Source organism: Dokdonia sp., assembly GCF_039945015.1.
Classification (GTDB): Bacteria; Bacteroidota; Bacteroidia; order Flavobacteriales; family Flavobacteriaceae; genus Dokdonia.
Genome location: NZ_JBDUXP010000004.1, coordinates 710534 through 725598 on the forward strand (window position 1 = coordinate 710534; position 15065 = coordinate 725598).

Consider the following 15065-nt stretch of genomic DNA (forward strand, 5'->3'; position numbering starts at 1 on the left):
ATATTCTTTTATACGCTTTCGCGAAAGCGAACAAAACTAGTTTCTCAACGGTTTTCCTCTTTTCAACATATGCTCAATACGTTCTAATGTTTTGCGCTCTGTTGTAAGTGATAAGAAGGCTTCACGTTCTAAGTCTAGTAAGTATTGTTCTGATACTCTTGTTGGTTCTGAAAGATCTCCTCCAGCCATCACATAGGCTAGTTTGTTTGCTATTTTCTTATCGTGTTCTGAGATATAATGACTTGCTTCCATACTGTCTGTTCCTACTAAGAACATTCCTAAGGCTTGCTTTCCTAATACTAAGACATCATTACGTTTTACCGGTTGTGTGTATCCTGCGTCTGCCATAATTTTTGCGTGCGCTTTTGCGGTAGCAATCTGACGGTCTTTATTTACAACGACAATATCTTTTCCTTTTTGTAGAATCCCTGTATCAAAAGCTTCATAGGCAGATGTAGATACTTTTGCCATACCAATGGTAAGGAAATGTTCTTGTAATACATTAAGCTCTACATCTCCTTTCTGGAAGGTGTCTGAGGCACGTAATGCCATTTCTTTAGAACCTCCACCACCAGGGATGACACCAACACCAAATTCTACAAGTCCAATGTATGACTCGGCTGCGGCAACTACTTTATCTGCGTGAAGTGATAACTCACATCCACCTCCTAAAGTCATACCGTGTGCGGCAGAAATGGTTGGGATGGCTGAGTAACGCATACGCATCATCGTGTCTTGGAAATACTTAATGGCCATATTGAGCTCATCATATTCCTGATCTACTGCCATCATAAAGATCATTCCAATATTGGCACCTACAGAGAAGTTAGCTCCTTGGTTTCCTATCACGAGACCTGCAAAATCTTTCTCTGCAATATCAATGGCTGTATTTAGTCCTGCTAATACATCACCACCAATGGTATTCATCTTACTACGGAACTCTAGGTTTAAGATTCCGTCACCGAGATCTTGTAGAGAAACGCCTGAGTTTTTAAAGACTTCGGTTTGTTTTCTAATATTATCTAGGATGATAAATGCATCTTGTCCAGGAACTTTAGTTTGTGTTTTTGAAGGGATATCATAAAAATGAGTGGCTCCTTCGTTTACAGAATAGAAAGATGTGCTTCCAGAAGCGATCATCTCGGTCACCCAAGAAGCTGCTTCAAGTCCTTCTGCTTTCATAAGTTCGATTCCTTTTTCTACTCCGATGGCATCCCAAATTTGGAAAGGTCCGTGTTGCCATCCGAAACCAGCTTTCATTGCGTCGTCTATTTTATAGAGTTCGTCAGTGATTTCTGGGATACGGTTTTGTACATAGGCAAATAGGTGAGCAAAGGATTTGCGGTAAAATTCGCCTGCTTTGTCTTTTCCTCCTACGAGTACTTTAAAACGATCTGCGACATTGTCTATCGTTTTTGTAAGTTCAAGAGTTGCAAATTTTGCACGTTTGTTTGCACGGTATTCTAAGGTATCTAAGTCTAACGAAAGGATTTCTGTTTTCCCTTCGGCGTTTTTTGTTTTTTTATAAAACCCTTGTCCAGTTTTTGACCCTAGCCATTTATTTTCCATCATGGTGTTGATGAAAGATGGCAAGGCGAAGAGTTCTTTACGCTCGTCGTCTTTACAATTTTGAGCAATTCCGTTGGCTACGTGTACAAGCGTATCAAGTCCTACAACATCTACGGTACGAAAGGTAGCCGACTTAGGGCGTCCAATAACTGGACCAGTAAGTTTGTCTACTTCTTCTACAGTAAGTCCCATTTCTTTTACAGCGTGGAATAGACTCATAATTGAGAAAATTCCGATACGGTTTCCGATAAAGGCTGGCGTATCTTTTGCTACTACAGAGGTCTTTCCTAAGTATTGTTCTCCGTAGTTATTTAAGAAATCAAGTACGTCTTGGTCTGTATTGGGACCAGGAATAATTTCAAATAACTTTAAGTAACGTGCAGGATTAAAGAAGTGGGTTCCGCAGAAATGTTTTTGGAAATCCTCACTACGTCCTTCATTCATAAACTGGATAGGAATTCCAGAGGTGTTTGAAGTAATAAGGGTTCCTGGTGTTCTGTGTTTTTCTAGGTTCTCAAATACTTGTTGTTTGATATCTAGACGTTCTACAACAACCTCAATGATCCAATCTACATCTTTTACCTTGGCGATATCATCTTCTAGGTTTCCTGTGGTAATACGTTTTGCAAAAGCTTGACTATAAATAGGAGAGGGCTTACTTTTTAAGGCAGCCTTTAATGAGTCGTTTACCATACGGTTACGTACGACTTTATGCTCTAATGTTAATCCTTTTGCTTTTTCTTTATCATTTAGTTCGCGAGGGACGATGTCCAGAAGGAGTACATCCACACCAATATTTGCAAAATGGCAAGCGATTCCGCTTCCCATAATTCCGCTACCGATGACGGCTACTTTTCTTATTATACGTTTTGCCATTATTTATGTATAGTTTCTTCTTGATTAAATATTTTCTTGTTTTGTACTAAGTCGTTTATAGTTTCTATTACTTTATAAAACCCTAGTATTTCTTCTTCAGAAACATGTTCTCGGATTTTATTATTAAACTGGAGTACATGATCTTTTGAATATTGACGTTTACGTCTTCCTTCTTCTGTAAGATGTATTAAAACACTTCTTCCATCTGCTGGATTAGGTTTACGTACGATTAATTTTTTGTCTTCCATAGTCTTAAGCGTACGAGATAGAGAAGTAGCTTCCATTCCCATACGAGGTCCTAATGCTGTAGAAGGAGTCCCTTCTTCTTGATCTATACTAAGAAGCGCAAATGCGTGGGCCATGGTTGCATCGTATTTTGACGCTTGCTCGTTATACATTTTTATAACGGCTTGCCAAGTATAACGCAAACAAAAATCAATGGTTTTATCTTTCATTAGGGAGTGTTAAGTTTCGAAATCGTTGTAAAGATACATAAATATGCTATGCATGCATAGTAAAATACATATAAATTTTTAATATAATAAGGGAATGTTAGTTATAAAGGACTCACAGTAGCGGTTTGCGAGGTGTTTTAACAATTTTTGTACGATTATAACTTTATAAATATAGGAAAGATTTTACTTATAGGTATGATTGCTTCAATTTTGAGATGTTGTATAATAATAATTGAGATATTATTTATTTACATATATTGGGAGTATATCTAGGAGTGGTATACGCTTTCGCGAAAGCGTATTACAAATAAACCCTATATTATTGTATATTAATTTTCTTTAATTAATCTTTCTAAGGGCTTCTTGCTCGCTTAATGGTGCGAGGCAATTTTTAGAAACAAATTCTATAACCGCTTGTGGGTTTGTTTTACTGTATTCTCGCAATGCCCAACCAATAGCCTTATTCATAAAAAACTCCCCAGTGTCTTTATGTTGTAAACATAGAGAGAAGAGTAGGGAAGTGTCGGTTCCTTGTTTATAGTCTAGTTGAAAAATAATGGCACTTCTATTAAGCCATAGATGGTTTGCAGTACTAAACTCTTGAATTACTTTTATCGTTTCTTCTGGAAATAGTTTTAAGTACCCACCGAGATGGTGTTTTGCAATCATATCTACGGTGTCCCACCACGCACGTGTAATAATGAGATGTTTAATAAGCGAAATGTCTTCTTTACGAAATTTCTTTTTCAGAAAACGAGTTACAAGTTCGACGGCACAGTAATGGAGTTCACGTTGCGGATGTTTATAGAGTTGCTTTACAATAGTAATTACGGTGGATCTATCTAGTTGTGGTTTATAGTGATCTATGGTGGTTTTAAGAATGGCTTTTCGCTCTGGAGCTTTGATACCAAAATAACTATACCTCCCTCTCATATATTCTGTCATGCTTTTTGCATGTGCTGTATTTGCTACTGCAGAAAGAGAATCTATAAGGTCTGAGACGAAGTTCATTACTGTTATGGATTAATGATATATTATTTTAAACGGACACACCCCTTAATCCTCTCTTCCTAGAGGGGAAACTCATAACTTTTACAAAGTAGAGGTTTCTGGGTTTGATTATATTTTTGATTTAAAGCACTCAGTTACCTTTAACTCGTCTATTTTCTATATTCTTTTTTCTTTACTTTTAAAATATCTAAAATCCAACAGCAGTATCATCGCCACGATGATCTGCTCCTCCTTCTAGTGTTCCATCAGGAAGTACAAGAATTCCGTCTACTTTTCCTATTACAGGAGATACCTCTTCATTAGGTGTATATCCTTTGGCTTTTAGGTTTTCAAGTAGTGTAGGATCAAAACTGTTAGGTTCAAACATTACAATATCTGGTAACCATTGGTGATGAAAGCGCGGTGCATTTACTGCTTCTTGCATTCCCATTTCAAATTCATGTACATTAAGAATCGTTTGTAATACCGAGGTAATAATGGTAGATCCTCCTGGGGTTCCAACGGTCATCCAGAATTTTCCATCTTTTTCTACCAAAGTTGGCGTCATACTAGAGAGCATACGTTTACCTGGTGCAATCTCATTGGCTTTGGCTCCTAAAAGCCCAAACATATTAGGAACGCCTGGTTTTGAAGAAAAATCATCCATCTCATTATTTAAGAAGAAACCAAGTTCGTCTACATATAGTTTTGATCCAAACGCACCATTTAATGTCGTTGTTACAGCAATGGCATTCCCAAATTGGTCTACGATAGAGTAGTGGGTGGTTTCCATACTTTCATAACCAGGAAGGTCACTATGGTTGACCTCGCTAGATGGTGTTGCTTTTTCCCAAGAGAAGGTATCCATCCTGTTGGTGCTATAGGTATCGGAGATTAAAGTTTCGATAGGGATATCTACAAAGTCAGGATCTCCTAAGTAGAAGCTTCGATCTGCATAGGCACGACGTTCTGCTTCGGTAATGACTTGTATTGTTTTTTCTGAGTTATGCCCTAGTTGTGATACGTCATACGGTTCTATCATTTGCATGATTTGTGCAAGACAAACACCTCCACTTGATGGTGGACTCATAGAGATAATTTTTAGGTTATCATACTCAAAGGTTACTGGTGTACGCCATTGTGCTTCATATGCTTCAAGATCGGCTACAGTCATAATGCCTCCTTTATCTTGTAGGTATTGGACCATTTTTTGACCTGTTTCTCCGCCGTAAAACTCGGATTTTCCGTTTGTGATGATGCGTTCTAAGGTTTCGGCTAAAGCAGGGTTTTTTACTGTTTCAGCTTTCGCGAAAGCGGTACTATATAGCATCGTACTGTCTCCATTTACTTTATTAAAAACATCGCTATATTTTTTAAATCGACCGGCTTGTTTCTCTGTAACTACATATCCATTCCTTGCTAGATCTACTACGGGTTGTAATAGTTTTTCTATAGGCATTGATCCAAATTTTTCGTGTGCGGCAAAGATTCCGGAGATGGTTCCTGGAACACCTACGGCCATAGCGCCTTCTGTACTTAGGTTTGGAATTACATTGCCTTCTTCATCTAGGTACATGTCCTTATCTGCTGCACCTGGTGCTTTCTCACGATAGTCTAGTGCTCCTACTTGGCCATCGGCAGTGCGGTAGACCATAAAACCACCACCACCTAGGTTTCCAGCATAGGGATAGGTTACGGCAAGTGCCATTTCTGTAGCAACCATGGCATCAAAGGCATTACCGCCTTGTTCCATAATCATCGATCCTATTTTTGAGGCTTCTTCTCGTGCCGAAACTACCATAGCTTTTTGGGTAATAACGCCACGCTTGATCTCTCTCTTTTCTTGAGGAGTTTCGGTTTTACAACTTGTGACTAAGAATAATAGGGAACAAAGGGATGCGATGTAATATTTCATAGAGTAATAAGAATATCTTTTTAAGAAGAATTAGATAGGTTATGATTGAGTATAACCCGTATTGTTCTTTATTTTTTAAAAGTAGGGATTCTTATTAAAATGAAAAAATATTCCTGAGACACTATTTATATGATGGTTGTAATCGTATGTAAAAATAGCCTGAATATATGAAATATACTCAGGCTGTTTTTATGTATTTTTAAAATATGCTTACTATTGACAGAAGTGATTAATTGGTAATTCACAAAGACCGCTGTTGCCAAAACCAGACCAATTCCCTCCACAGCTTTCACATCCTTCTTGAGTAGAAATGATATGTAATAATGGACAGGTTCCTCCCTTGATGTTTTTTTGTGTAGCATGATTTAATAGCTGCACTCCGTTTACATTTAAAATTTTCTTTAACATACTAAATAAGTTATAAGGTTATTATGCCTGATCATTTAAGACACTCAGGTATATGTCTATTCTTGCAAGAATGTAATTTAATAGCCTGAATATAAATGTTTTATTTTTTATGAAAGTGTTTTTTAACACGCTGATAGAAGAAAAAAGGATATTTTTAACATATTGATAATCAATATGTTAAAAATAATAGCAAATACGTTTTATATGTGGATTGAAAAAAGAAGCAGTCTGGATATGCACCACTATATTCAGACTGCTTTGATACTATTATAGTAAGGTCATAGTATGCTTCTTATATAATAGAGTTGTAAAATACTAAATGGTTGTGTCTAGAGATGTTAATTAATTGTTAGGATTTATAATGATATTGTTAAAGCTGATGTATTTCTATTTTTTAAATCTATGTATACTACTTGTGATCATCATATATAATGTTCCTGGAATGCCTATATATATGAGTTCGCTTAGGATAACACGTTTTCCTCGATCACTAAAAAAATTACCAATTCCTATAGGAGAGACTTTGATAGGTCTCCAGTCAAAAAAGTGACGTGTGTCATCCCAAGGAGAAAAAAAAGCAACACCTAACCCTCCCGTTGTCATAGCATCTAGAATTGCATGAGAGGCTGTTGCTACCGTAAAAAATAGAATGATTATGATTCCTTTTCTAGAAAAAAATAGTTTGTAGTAAAAAAGAAAACAGATAATGAGACCTACCAAAATGGCAAATAACAGAGAATGACTAAAACCTCGGTGTCCCCAAAAGGATTCATACGGAATTCCAAAAGAAAATCCAATCACATCTGCATCAGGAAGTATTGAACAGATCATGGCAAGTAACCAGAATTTGATAGACCTCATCTCTTTAGGTAATGTAGTTCCTAATGCTATTGCTGCAAATGCATGACCAAATGCCGAAGCCATATGTGTTGTATATAATTAATTCTGTTTTCTAAGAGATTCATTATCCCATTCTTTTTCAAAATAATCTATGTAATGATTATATCCTCTTTCTGTGGTAGAATATTTTCTAGTGAGCTTAGCCCATTCTTCAAATTTCTTTCTATTCTTAATAAGAAAATAATAGTTAGCCATATTTACAGCCATTTCGCTTTTTTCAAAGTCATCGTCAGAAATTTCAATCCCTTTTGTATAGGTTGTTTCTGCCTCTTCTATATTACCGAGATATCTATAAGAAAATCCTAATTCACGATAAAAATAAAAATTATTAGGATTATGATCGATGGCTTTTATCAAGATTGGAATTGCTTTTTTGTATTGTTTGAGCGCATTGTAGGCATATGTAATTTCAAACTCTAATCCTTCATAATGAGGATCTAGCGTATATGCTTTTTCTAATGGAATTAATGCTCTTTGTGATTGTCCTATATGATTGTAATGATATCCTTCATTTTTTAAATAGTTAACGGTATTTTCACCAGACTTATATGTAGCTAACCATTCGGGAGTTTTTGGAAGTTTTAAATCTTTTATTTGTTGTTCTGATAATAGCGTTACGGTGTAGGTTTTCTGAGGGTCTAGCCTTGCTTTTATAGAACTATTTATAAACTTATCTTCTATCTTAGTAAGTTTATTTTCATGTATAGTTGCACTACCTTCATAGTTATATGTAAATCCTGCGGTATTATCTAGGTATATAAGACCATATCCTACTTCATTTTTTTCTTTATCTCGAGTCTAAATTACCCATTGATCTACTGCTTCATAATAGGGAACAGTCAGATTCATCGAAGGATCTTCTTCTTGAGAAAAAACAGATATCGACAGGAATAATGAAAATATGGTTAGGATTATTTTATTCATGATATTATTTTAATATTCTTAGTTAAACGAGGCGTTGATTTCTTTTGTTTTTTGAGCTATAAAAGTTCTTAACTCTTCAAAAAAGGCAGTAAACTCTTTTTCAAAAGCATCATAATGTTCTTTTAGGTCTTGGATCGCTTCATCCATGGGAACTCTATTTTTTATACGAATGTTCATATTATAGAGTACAGTCTCAATACCTTCTAGCGTAGCATAACTTAATAACCAGTTTTGCTTCATCATAGGGACCATCATCTTTTGGATACGCGTAGTAAGCAAATCATGATTGTCTTTAAGGAGTGTATAAAAATCGTCTACATACTCATCTAAAGGTTGATCGTGATAGTTTTTCCAGTTCTTTGCCAAAAAATGATCGTAGAGTATATCTACAATAACGCCACTGTAATGACCATATTTGGCGTGTAATTTTTTAGTACTTTGTTTGGTAATAGGATGACTATCGGTATAACTATCAATCCAGCGATGGATAAGAATTCCTTTTTGGATGCCTTCTTGATATTTTAAATACTTCTTCCCTTTGATGCCATCGGCCATAAAGTTGCCTATTGTAATTAAGTCATCATTTCCAGAAAGATATATGTGTGCGAGAAAATTCATAAGTGAACAAGGTACTATTTGCTACGTAATAACTCCTAAAAATAGATAACATTTTTTAGTGTTGTTTTGTTAAGGTTTTATACGCTTTCGCGAAAGCGGACTTAGTACATTTACCGACACATCCTACCGTTGATATTATGAAAACTTTACTATTCTTAGAATGAAGCTAAAATAGTTTCTCTTTTTCTTACTTTTGCAATCCCCCAAATGCTAAATGAATTATTAACAACAATAAATATTTTTGCTTTCCTGCTAACTGGCAGGCAGGCGCGAAAGCACAACCAATCATATGACATTAATAAAATCCATTTCTGGGATACGAGGAACCATAGGAGGTTCTACAGGTGATAACTTAACTCCAATAGATGCTGTAAAATTTGCTGCGGCATATGGCGCTTGGCTCAAAAACGATCGCAATAAAGAAACGTATCGCGTTGTGGTAGGTCGAGATGCTCGTATTTCTGGAGCCATGATTCAAGAACTTGTGATGAATACCTTAATAGGAATGGGAATTCATGTAATCGATTTAGGGCTATCTACAACACCTACGGTTGAAGTTGCAGTTCCTATGGAACATGCAGATGGAGGGATAATCTTAACGGCATCTCATAATCCAAAACAATGGAATGCACTTAAACTGCTTAATAGTAAAGGAGAATTTTTAAATGGTATCGAAGGAGAGAAGATTCTTAACTATGCCGAAAATGAAGACTTTACATTTGCTGAGGTAGATGATCTCGGGAAGATCACGGTAAACGATGCATATATCGATTTGCATATAGAAGAAGTACTAGCACTAGATCTTGTCGATGTAGATGCGATTAAAGCTGCAAAGTTTAAAGTAGTAGTAGATGGAGTAAATTCCACGGGAGGTATTGCGATTCCTAGATTGCTAGATGCATTAGGAGTGATTCCTGTCGAATTGTATTGTGAACCTAATGGAGAGTTCCCACACAATCCAGAACCGCTTAAAGAACATTTAGGTGATATTTGCAAACTTGTAGTAAAGGAAAAGGCAGATTTTGGAGTTGTAGTTGACCCAGATGTAGATCGTCTTGCCTTTATAGATGAGACTGGAGAGATGTTTGGTGAAGAATATACCCTTGTTGCTTGTGCAGATTATGTACTAGGAGAGACCAAAGGGAATACCGTGTCTAATCTTTCTTCATCTCGTGCGCTTAGAGATATTACACAAAAGCATGGAGGAACTTATAATGCCAGTGCTGTAGGTGAGGTAAATGTAGTGCAGTTAATGAAGGATACCGATGCTGTTATAGGAGGTGAAGGGAATGGAGGAATTATATATCCAGCCTCTCATTATGGACGTGATAGTCTTGTAGGAACTGCGTTATTCTTAACACATCTTGCAAAAGGAACCATGACTGTGAGTCAACTTAAAGCTAGTTATCCTCAATACTTTATGAGTAAGCAGAAGATACAACTTACACCAACACTTGATGTAGATGCTTTATTAGCAACGATGGCAACAAAGTATGCCCATGAAGATATTAGTACAATAGATGGTGTTAAGATAGATTTTGAACATCACTGGGTACATTTACGTAAGTCTAATACAGAGCCTATCATTCGTATTTACACAGAGGCAGGTACACAAGAAGAAGCAACTCGTGTAGCCGATGCGATGATTGATGAAATTAAAGAAGTAGCTGGATTATAAGAACTATAACTAGCATAAATAAAAAAGCCCTCTTGTCACTAAGAGGGCTTTTTTATTTACATTAAAAATGGATACGTATTTTAAGAAGTCTTGTCTTTTCCTGCTGATTGTTGTTTTTTTCCAAGGAGTTTAAAACGTTTATGCGTCCATAAGTAATAACGTGGTTCTTCTTGTATTTGAGATTCTAATGCTTTTGCAAAGGCGTCAGTAATATCAAAATTTTCTACCTCATTTGGGTTTTCTGCTAGGCGAATGAATGTTCCTTCATAATGCCCTCGCTTTGTTTTTTTTGTTTTAAGATAGACAACTGGCAAATTTAAGTTTTTTGCAATACGCTCAACACCAGTAAAGAAAGGCAATTCATGTCCTAAGAACATAGTCCAATAACTAGATTTTTGAAGCTTAGGAGATTGATCGGCAGCAAAGCCATACATGGTAGTAATACCATCTTTCTTATGTTGTGCCATACGTTTTGCGGCAAATTTATTTGCAATGAGTTCTGTATTCCATCTCCCTCTAATACGTCTTACTAATTTATCAAAGTGTGGATTTTTGATTTTTTTATAAATACCGTGTCCTGTATTTTTTAAGTGTAATTGCATGGCAAATGCCCATTCATAACTAGCATAATGACCTAGGAGTATAATAATATTTTGCTTTTCTTTTTCATATCCTTGTAGAACTTCTATATTGGTAAACGTCATTCTAGTATTGAGTTGTTCTTTAGTAATGCTTAAGGTTTTTATCATTTCTGAGAATAAGTCACAGAGATGATGGTAGAATTTTTTTTCTATTTGTAGTAGTTCAGTAGATGATTTTTCTGGAAACGCCGTTTTAAGATTATAACGCACTGTTTTTTTACGATATCCAATCACGCGATATATAAGGATATAAACGACATCAGAAAGCATATATAATGCCCTGAAAGGTAGTTTTGAAATAATCCAAAGTAGCGGATATATGAGCCAATATGCTATAGCTTGCATTCAGAAAAAATGTTATAATTCAATATCACAAATATAGGTATCTTTACTGCGTATTGATACTCATTGGATTTCTAAATGGTGTATATTTAAACGGTATAAAAATAAATTATGGGGGACTTACATCCAGTAACAATAGTCATTATAGTATTAAACGCACTTGTCTCGTTGAAAGGTTTTAATGATTTTAGTTTTAGAGAGAAATACTTATTTAATATAGGAGCTATTCGTAGAGGTGAGCAAATACGTATGATAAGCTCAGCATTTTTACATGCCAATCCTCCTCATCTTATTTTTAATATGCTTACGTTATACTTCTTTGCAGACGCAGTTATTTTTGCATTAGGTACTATTAATTTTATAATTATTTATGTAGGAAGCCTTTTAATAGGAAACTTGTTATCTTATTTCTTCCATAAAGATGAGTATCATTATTCTGCATTAGGAGCGAGTGGTGCAGTATCTGGTATTTTATATGCGGCTATCTTATTAAATCCAGAGATGAAACTAGCTTTTATCTTGATTCCTATACCTATCCCTGCTTATGTATTTGGGATAGGATATCTTTTATATTCTATATATGGGATGCGTGCTCAAAATGATAATATAGGGCATGATGCTCACTTTGGGGGAGCTGTAGGTGGATACCTCATTACTTTATTTATTGCTCCTTTTTTATTAGAAACCAGTACGTTAATGGTTATTTTACTCGCAATACCTATTATAATCTTATTTGTAATGATTAAATTAGGTAAAATTTAATTCTATCACAATGAAATCAATTTGTATCCTTTTAATTTTTTGTACTATGAGCCTTACTGCACAAACCAATACTATAGAACCTCTTGTTAATGTTGTAGGCAAAGGAGTCGTAAAAGTCACACCAGATCAAGTAGATATTAAAGTACGAGTAGAGAGTGAAGGTAAAAATGCTGTTGCTGTTAAGACAGAGAATGACGCATCTATCAATGCGGTGATTAAATTTTTAAGAGCTCAAGGCTTAGAAAAAGAAGATGTACAAACAGAATATATTAACTTAAATAAGAATTACGATTATAACTCAAAGACGTATTCTTATAAGGCAAATCAATCACTTACAGTACGACTTAAAGATATCAAACAGTATGAAACGATTATATCTGGTTTATTAAACTCAGGGATCAATCGTATAGATGGAGTTCAGTTTAAATCTTCTCAGGCTACAGCTTTACAGGAAGAAGCTAGAGTAAAGGCAATGCTAGATGCAAAAAAACGAGCAGAAACGTATGCAGGTGCTATTGGACAATCTGTAGGAAAAGCAGTTCAAATAAGTGAATCATCTACACAGTCGCCACAACCTAGATTTAAAAGTGCCAATTTTGCAATGGAAGCTTCATCTGATGCTGGTGGTGAAAGCATTGCTCCTGGTGAGTTGTCTATAATAGTACGTATCTCTGCTAGTTTTGAATTGAAATAATACTTTACATATTATATAAATTAAAAACATCCTTTCGATCATATGACTGAAAGGATGTTTTTTATGAAAGAAAGAGGTAAACACCTCAACTGACTTATTCTCTATCTACTTGATAAATTTCCTCTGCTTCAAACATACGTTGTATTTCATCACGAGAGATGCCATACATAAATTCTCCGTAGTTTTCATCGATATCAATATCTGATATACCTGTCCTTAGATTGGTCATATATTCATTTGGAATAACAAAAATTGAGTCCTCAGTAATTTCAGCTACTTTAAGGGTTGTAAATTCTTCATAGCCTTCTTTATATCTATATATGTCACCACTCCTTGGGCTTGTCATGTACTCAGCATATTTTGCATCGTCTGCTTTAGATTGGTAGATGAAGTAACCTATTAAAAGTGCTACAAGTATAATTCCAGCAAATTGCCAGATAGGAAGTTTGGTATCTTTTTTAGTCTCTTGATACGCCCTACGCATATGCTCAGGCATTTGTTTGGGCTTTAATTCTTCTCCACAATTTGTACAACTAGAAAACCCTTTTCGTACATATGGAAACATAGGAATCCAAAATACATGAAAATGACTACTGTAATAACTAAAAGCAATTTGCCCTTGGGTATCACAATTTCCGCATTTTACTGTTTTGTTTTCAACGGTTTTTAAATGAACGGGTTTGGTTCCGTATATGATCATAGTTTGATGGTTATTGTTGAGCTAAATATATACTTTTTATTCTATAACCTGTATTACATTGTCAAGATCGTTTACTACAATCTTCATAATCACTTTTTTATCAGTAATATATGAATCCATTTTTTTTTTAAGAATTGTGAACTCTTTTATGACTCCTTGATCATCTGCATACATCTCAGAAATAGGCATATACAATTCATAAGTTTGCTCTTCTTTATTTACGTATACATATTTTGCAACATCAAGGTCAAAAAATGCGTGTTCTATAAAGCCATCTGCAATCTGATCTATTTCTGTTACAGTAAAATCTGAAGTATTATATTCAATTTCATGTTTTACCGTTAGACCATATTTTTTTGTAGCCATATTACTTTCTTCAATTTCTATAATTGTAAAAGCAGTTATAAGAAGTATAGCCCCAGTTATTATTATACCTATTATTGAAACCCCAATAGTTCTTCCCCAGCTATAATACTCTCCACTAGATTCAAGTTGGTTTAGTACATTAGGCTCTTGATATTTTTTAAATATACCAGAAGCAATCGCTGTATATATGGCAGGAATTAGGATTTTAGGAAAACGAGTGTTCTCAGGTATTAAAAATGCTAATCCAAAAATGGCGATAGTTGCTAGGATTGTTATGATCCAAGTTTTTGTTACTTTATCCGATTGGCCTATGGCTTTGAAGTTTTCAGCTAAAAGATAGCCACCTACTAGTGGACCTCCAATAAACGTTCCAATAGATATTGCTTTGTCTTTATACATTTTCTTCTTAAGAGAATCACGTCTTGTTATCAGTTCTTCCATGCTTAAGAATCGTGTGTTTTTGTTGATTTTTCGACAAGTCTATTAATTTCGTCAAGTTCTTCTATGGTGATATCTCTCCATTGTCCTTCTGGCATATCGAGGGTTATATTCATAATACGATTTCGCTTTAAGCGCACCACATCATAATCTAGATATTCACACATCCTACGTATCTGACGATTTAATCCTTGTGTCAGGATGATTTTAAATTTAAAACGGCTTAATTTTTCTACTTCGCATTTACGGGTAACGGTATCAAGGATAGGAACTCCATTACTCATTTGTTGTATAAAAGAAGGAGTAATAGGTTTATCTACCGTTACTTCATATTCTTTCTCGTGGTTGTTACGAGCTCTTAGAATCTTATTTACAATATCGCCATCATTGGTTAGGAAAATAAGACCTTCACTGGGTTTATCAAGACGACCGATAGGGAAGATACGTTTTGGGTAATTGATATATTCTATGATATTATCTTTCTCAACACGCGTGTCTGTTGTGCACACAATACCTACTGGTTTATTAAAAGCAATATATACAAGCGCTTCATCTGTAGGAGAAATCAAAACCCCATCTACGTGCACTTTATCACCAGAAACAATCTTTGTACCCATTTCTGGCACTTTACCATTTATGGTGACTCTTCCTTGATCTATAAGCTTATCTGCAGCTCTTCGCGAGCAATATCCTACCTCACTTAGGTATTTATTAATACGTGTGGTTTTTTGTTCTTCCATAGTTGGCAAAATTAAAAGAATTAATCGTTAGCTGTTTGCTTTCGCGAAA

General features: G+C 35.2%; 16 protein-coding genes. 3 read left to right on the forward strand and 13 right to left on the reverse strand.

The genetic code is table 11. The annotated features are described in order from the left end of the window. Positions 1 to 36: 36 nt before the first annotated feature. The 9 genes from ABJD27_RS05395 to ABJD27_RS05435 form a co-directional block, all read right to left on the reverse strand. Positions 37 to 2445, reverse strand: a complete 2409-nt coding sequence (locus ABJD27_RS05395) for a 3-hydroxyacyl-CoA dehydrogenase/enoyl-CoA hydratase family protein (RefSeq protein WP_348167143.1) — start codon at positions 2443 to 2445, stop codon at positions 37 to 39. Then, positions 2445 to 2900, reverse strand: a complete 456-nt coding sequence (locus ABJD27_RS05400) for a MarR family transcriptional regulator (protein ID WP_348167140.1) — start codon at positions 2898 to 2900, stop codon at positions 2445 to 2447. Before ABJD27_RS05400 ends, ABJD27_RS05395 begins: the two co-directional genes overlap by 1 nt. Before the next feature lie 339 nt (positions 2901 to 3239). Continuing rightward, on the reverse strand, positions 3240 to 3911 hold the full coding sequence (locus ABJD27_RS05405) for a DNA alkylation repair protein (protein ID WP_348167137.1): 672 nt from the start codon (positions 3909 to 3911) through the stop codon (positions 3240 to 3242). A 187-nt stretch (positions 3912 to 4098) separates the two neighbouring features. After that, positions 4099 to 5805 carry a gamma-glutamyltransferase gene (gene ggt / locus ABJD27_RS05410; RefSeq protein ID WP_348167134.1) on the reverse strand — a complete coding sequence of 569 codons (1707 nt, stop codon included), beginning with the start codon at positions 5803 to 5805 and terminating at the stop codon, positions 4099 to 4101. 213 nt (positions 5806 to 6018) lie between these two features. Continuing rightward, positions 6019 to 6183, reverse strand: a complete 165-nt coding sequence (locus ABJD27_RS05415; protein ID WP_348167131.1) for a hypothetical protein — start codon at positions 6181 to 6183, stop codon at positions 6019 to 6021. A gap of 417 nt (positions 6184 to 6600) precedes the next feature. After that, the gene (locus ABJD27_RS05420) at positions 6601 to 7137 is read right to left on the reverse strand and encodes a metal-dependent hydrolase (protein WP_348167128.1); all 537 of its coding nucleotides are present in this window, start codon (positions 7135 to 7137) and stop codon (positions 6601 to 6603) included. Positions 7138 to 7152: 15 nt separating this feature from the next. Then, positions 7153 to 7470 carry a tetratricopeptide repeat protein gene (locus ABJD27_RS05425; protein WP_348167125.1) on the reverse strand — a complete coding sequence of 106 codons (318 nt, stop codon included), beginning with the start codon at positions 7468 to 7470 and terminating at the stop codon, positions 7153 to 7155. 441 nt (positions 7471 to 7911) lie between these two features. Further along, complete coding sequence (locus tag ABJD27_RS05430) at positions 7912 to 8037, reverse strand: hypothetical protein (protein ID WP_348167122.1); 126 nt, start codon at positions 8035 to 8037, stop codon at positions 7912 to 7914. 18 nt (positions 8038 to 8055) lie between these two features. After that, on the reverse strand, positions 8056 to 8655 hold the full coding sequence (locus tag ABJD27_RS05435; RefSeq protein WP_348167119.1) for an acyl carrier protein phosphodiesterase: 600 nt from the start codon (positions 8653 to 8655) through the stop codon (positions 8056 to 8058). 289 nt (positions 8656 to 8944) lie between these two features. Between ABJD27_RS05435 and glmM the strand changes: the two genes are divergently transcribed. Further along, complete coding sequence (gene glmM / locus ABJD27_RS05440) at positions 8945 to 10333, forward strand: phosphoglucosamine mutase (RefSeq protein WP_348202003.1); 1389 nt, start codon at positions 8945 to 8947, stop codon at positions 10331 to 10333. An 80-nt stretch (positions 10334 to 10413) separates the two neighbouring features. Here glmM and ABJD27_RS05445 read toward each other — a convergent pair whose 3' ends face one another. Then, positions 10414 to 11319 (reverse strand): lysophospholipid acyltransferase family protein, encoded by a 906-nt coding sequence (locus ABJD27_RS05445; protein WP_348169806.1) that lies wholly within the window; start codon positions 11317 to 11319, stop codon positions 10414 to 10416. Positions 11320 to 11427: 108 nt separating this feature from the next. Between ABJD27_RS05445 and ABJD27_RS05450 the strand changes: the two genes are divergently transcribed. Further along, positions 11428 to 12078 carry a rhomboid family intramembrane serine protease gene (locus ABJD27_RS05450; protein WP_348169803.1) on the forward strand — a complete coding sequence of 217 codons (651 nt, stop codon included), beginning with the start codon at positions 11428 to 11430 and terminating at the stop codon, positions 12076 to 12078. Between the two features lie 46 nt (positions 12079 to 12124). Then, positions 12125 to 12772, forward strand: coding sequence for an SIMPL domain-containing protein (locus tag ABJD27_RS05455; protein WP_348169800.1), 648 nt, complete (start codon positions 12125 to 12127; stop codon positions 12770 to 12772). 94 nt (positions 12773 to 12866) lie between these two features. On the opposite strand, the gene ABJD27_RS05460 is transcribed toward ABJD27_RS05455, so the two are convergent. The 3 genes from ABJD27_RS05460 to rluF are packed head-to-tail and all read right to left on the reverse strand — an operon-like array spanning position 12867 to position 15016. Beyond that, positions 12867 to 13472, reverse strand: a complete 606-nt coding sequence (locus ABJD27_RS05460; protein WP_348169797.1) for a hypothetical protein — start codon at positions 13470 to 13472, stop codon at positions 12867 to 12869. A gap of 36 nt (positions 13473 to 13508) precedes the next feature. Further along, positions 13509 to 14279: a hypothetical protein gene (locus ABJD27_RS05465; protein ID WP_348169794.1), complete on the reverse strand. Its 771-nt coding sequence runs from the start codon at positions 14277 to 14279 to the stop codon at positions 13509 to 13511. Between the two features lie 2 nt (positions 14280 to 14281). Then, on the reverse strand, positions 14282 to 15016 hold the full coding sequence (rluF, locus tag ABJD27_RS05470) for a 23S rRNA pseudouridine(2604) synthase RluF (protein WP_348169791.1): 735 nt from the start codon (positions 15014 to 15016) through the stop codon (positions 14282 to 14284). Positions 15017 to 15065 lie beyond the last annotated feature (49 nt).

Bases quoted from the DNA above. Each gene is read 5' to 3' on its own strand.
- ABJD27_RS05395 (WP_348167143.1), bottom strand. From the start codon at position 2,445: ATGGCAAAACGTATAATAAGAAAAGTAGCCGTCATCGGTAGCGGAATT.
- ABJD27_RS05400 (WP_348167140.1), bottom strand. From the start codon at position 2,900: ATGAAAGATAAAACCATTGATTTTTGTTTGCGTTATACTTGGCAAGCC.
- ABJD27_RS05405 (WP_348167137.1), bottom strand. From the start codon at position 3,911: ATGAACTTCGTCTCAGACCTTATAGATTCTCTTTCTGCAGTAGCAAAT.
- ggt (WP_348167134.1), bottom strand. From the start codon at position 5,805: ATGAAATATTACATCGCATCCCTTTGTTCCCTATTATTCTTAGTCACA.
- ABJD27_RS05420 (WP_348167128.1), bottom strand. From the start codon at position 7,137: ATGGCTTCGGCATTTGGTCATGCATTTGCAGCAATAGCATTAGGAACT.
- ABJD27_RS05430 (WP_348167122.1), bottom strand. From the start codon at position 8,037: ATGAATAAAATAATCCTAACCATATTTTCATTATTCCTGTCGATATCT.
- ABJD27_RS05435 (WP_348167119.1), bottom strand. From the start codon at position 8,655: ATGAATTTTCTCGCACACATATATCTTTCTGGAAATGATGACTTAATT.
- glmM (WP_348202003.1), top strand. From the start codon at position 8,945: ATGACATTAATAAAATCCATTTCTGGGATACGAGGAACCATAGGAGGT.
- ABJD27_RS05445 (WP_348169806.1), bottom strand. From the start codon at position 11,319: ATGCAAGCTATAGCATATTGGCTCATATATCCGCTACTTTGGATTATT.
- ABJD27_RS05450 (WP_348169803.1), top strand. From the start codon at position 11,428: ATGGGGGACTTACATCCAGTAACAATAGTCATTATAGTATTAAACGCA.
- ABJD27_RS05455 (WP_348169800.1), top strand. From the start codon at position 12,125: ATGAGCCTTACTGCACAAACCAATACTATAGAACCTCTTGTTAATGTT.
- ABJD27_RS05460 (WP_348169797.1), bottom strand. From the start codon at position 13,472: ATGATCATATACGGAACCAAACCCGTTCATTTAAAAACCGTTGAAAAC.
- ABJD27_RS05465 (WP_348169794.1), bottom strand. From the start codon at position 14,279: ATGGAAGAACTGATAACAAGACGTGATTCTCTTAAGAAGAAAATGTAT.
- rluF (WP_348169791.1), bottom strand. From the start codon at position 15,016: ATGGAAGAACAAAAAACCACACGTATTAATAAATACCTAAGTGAGGTA.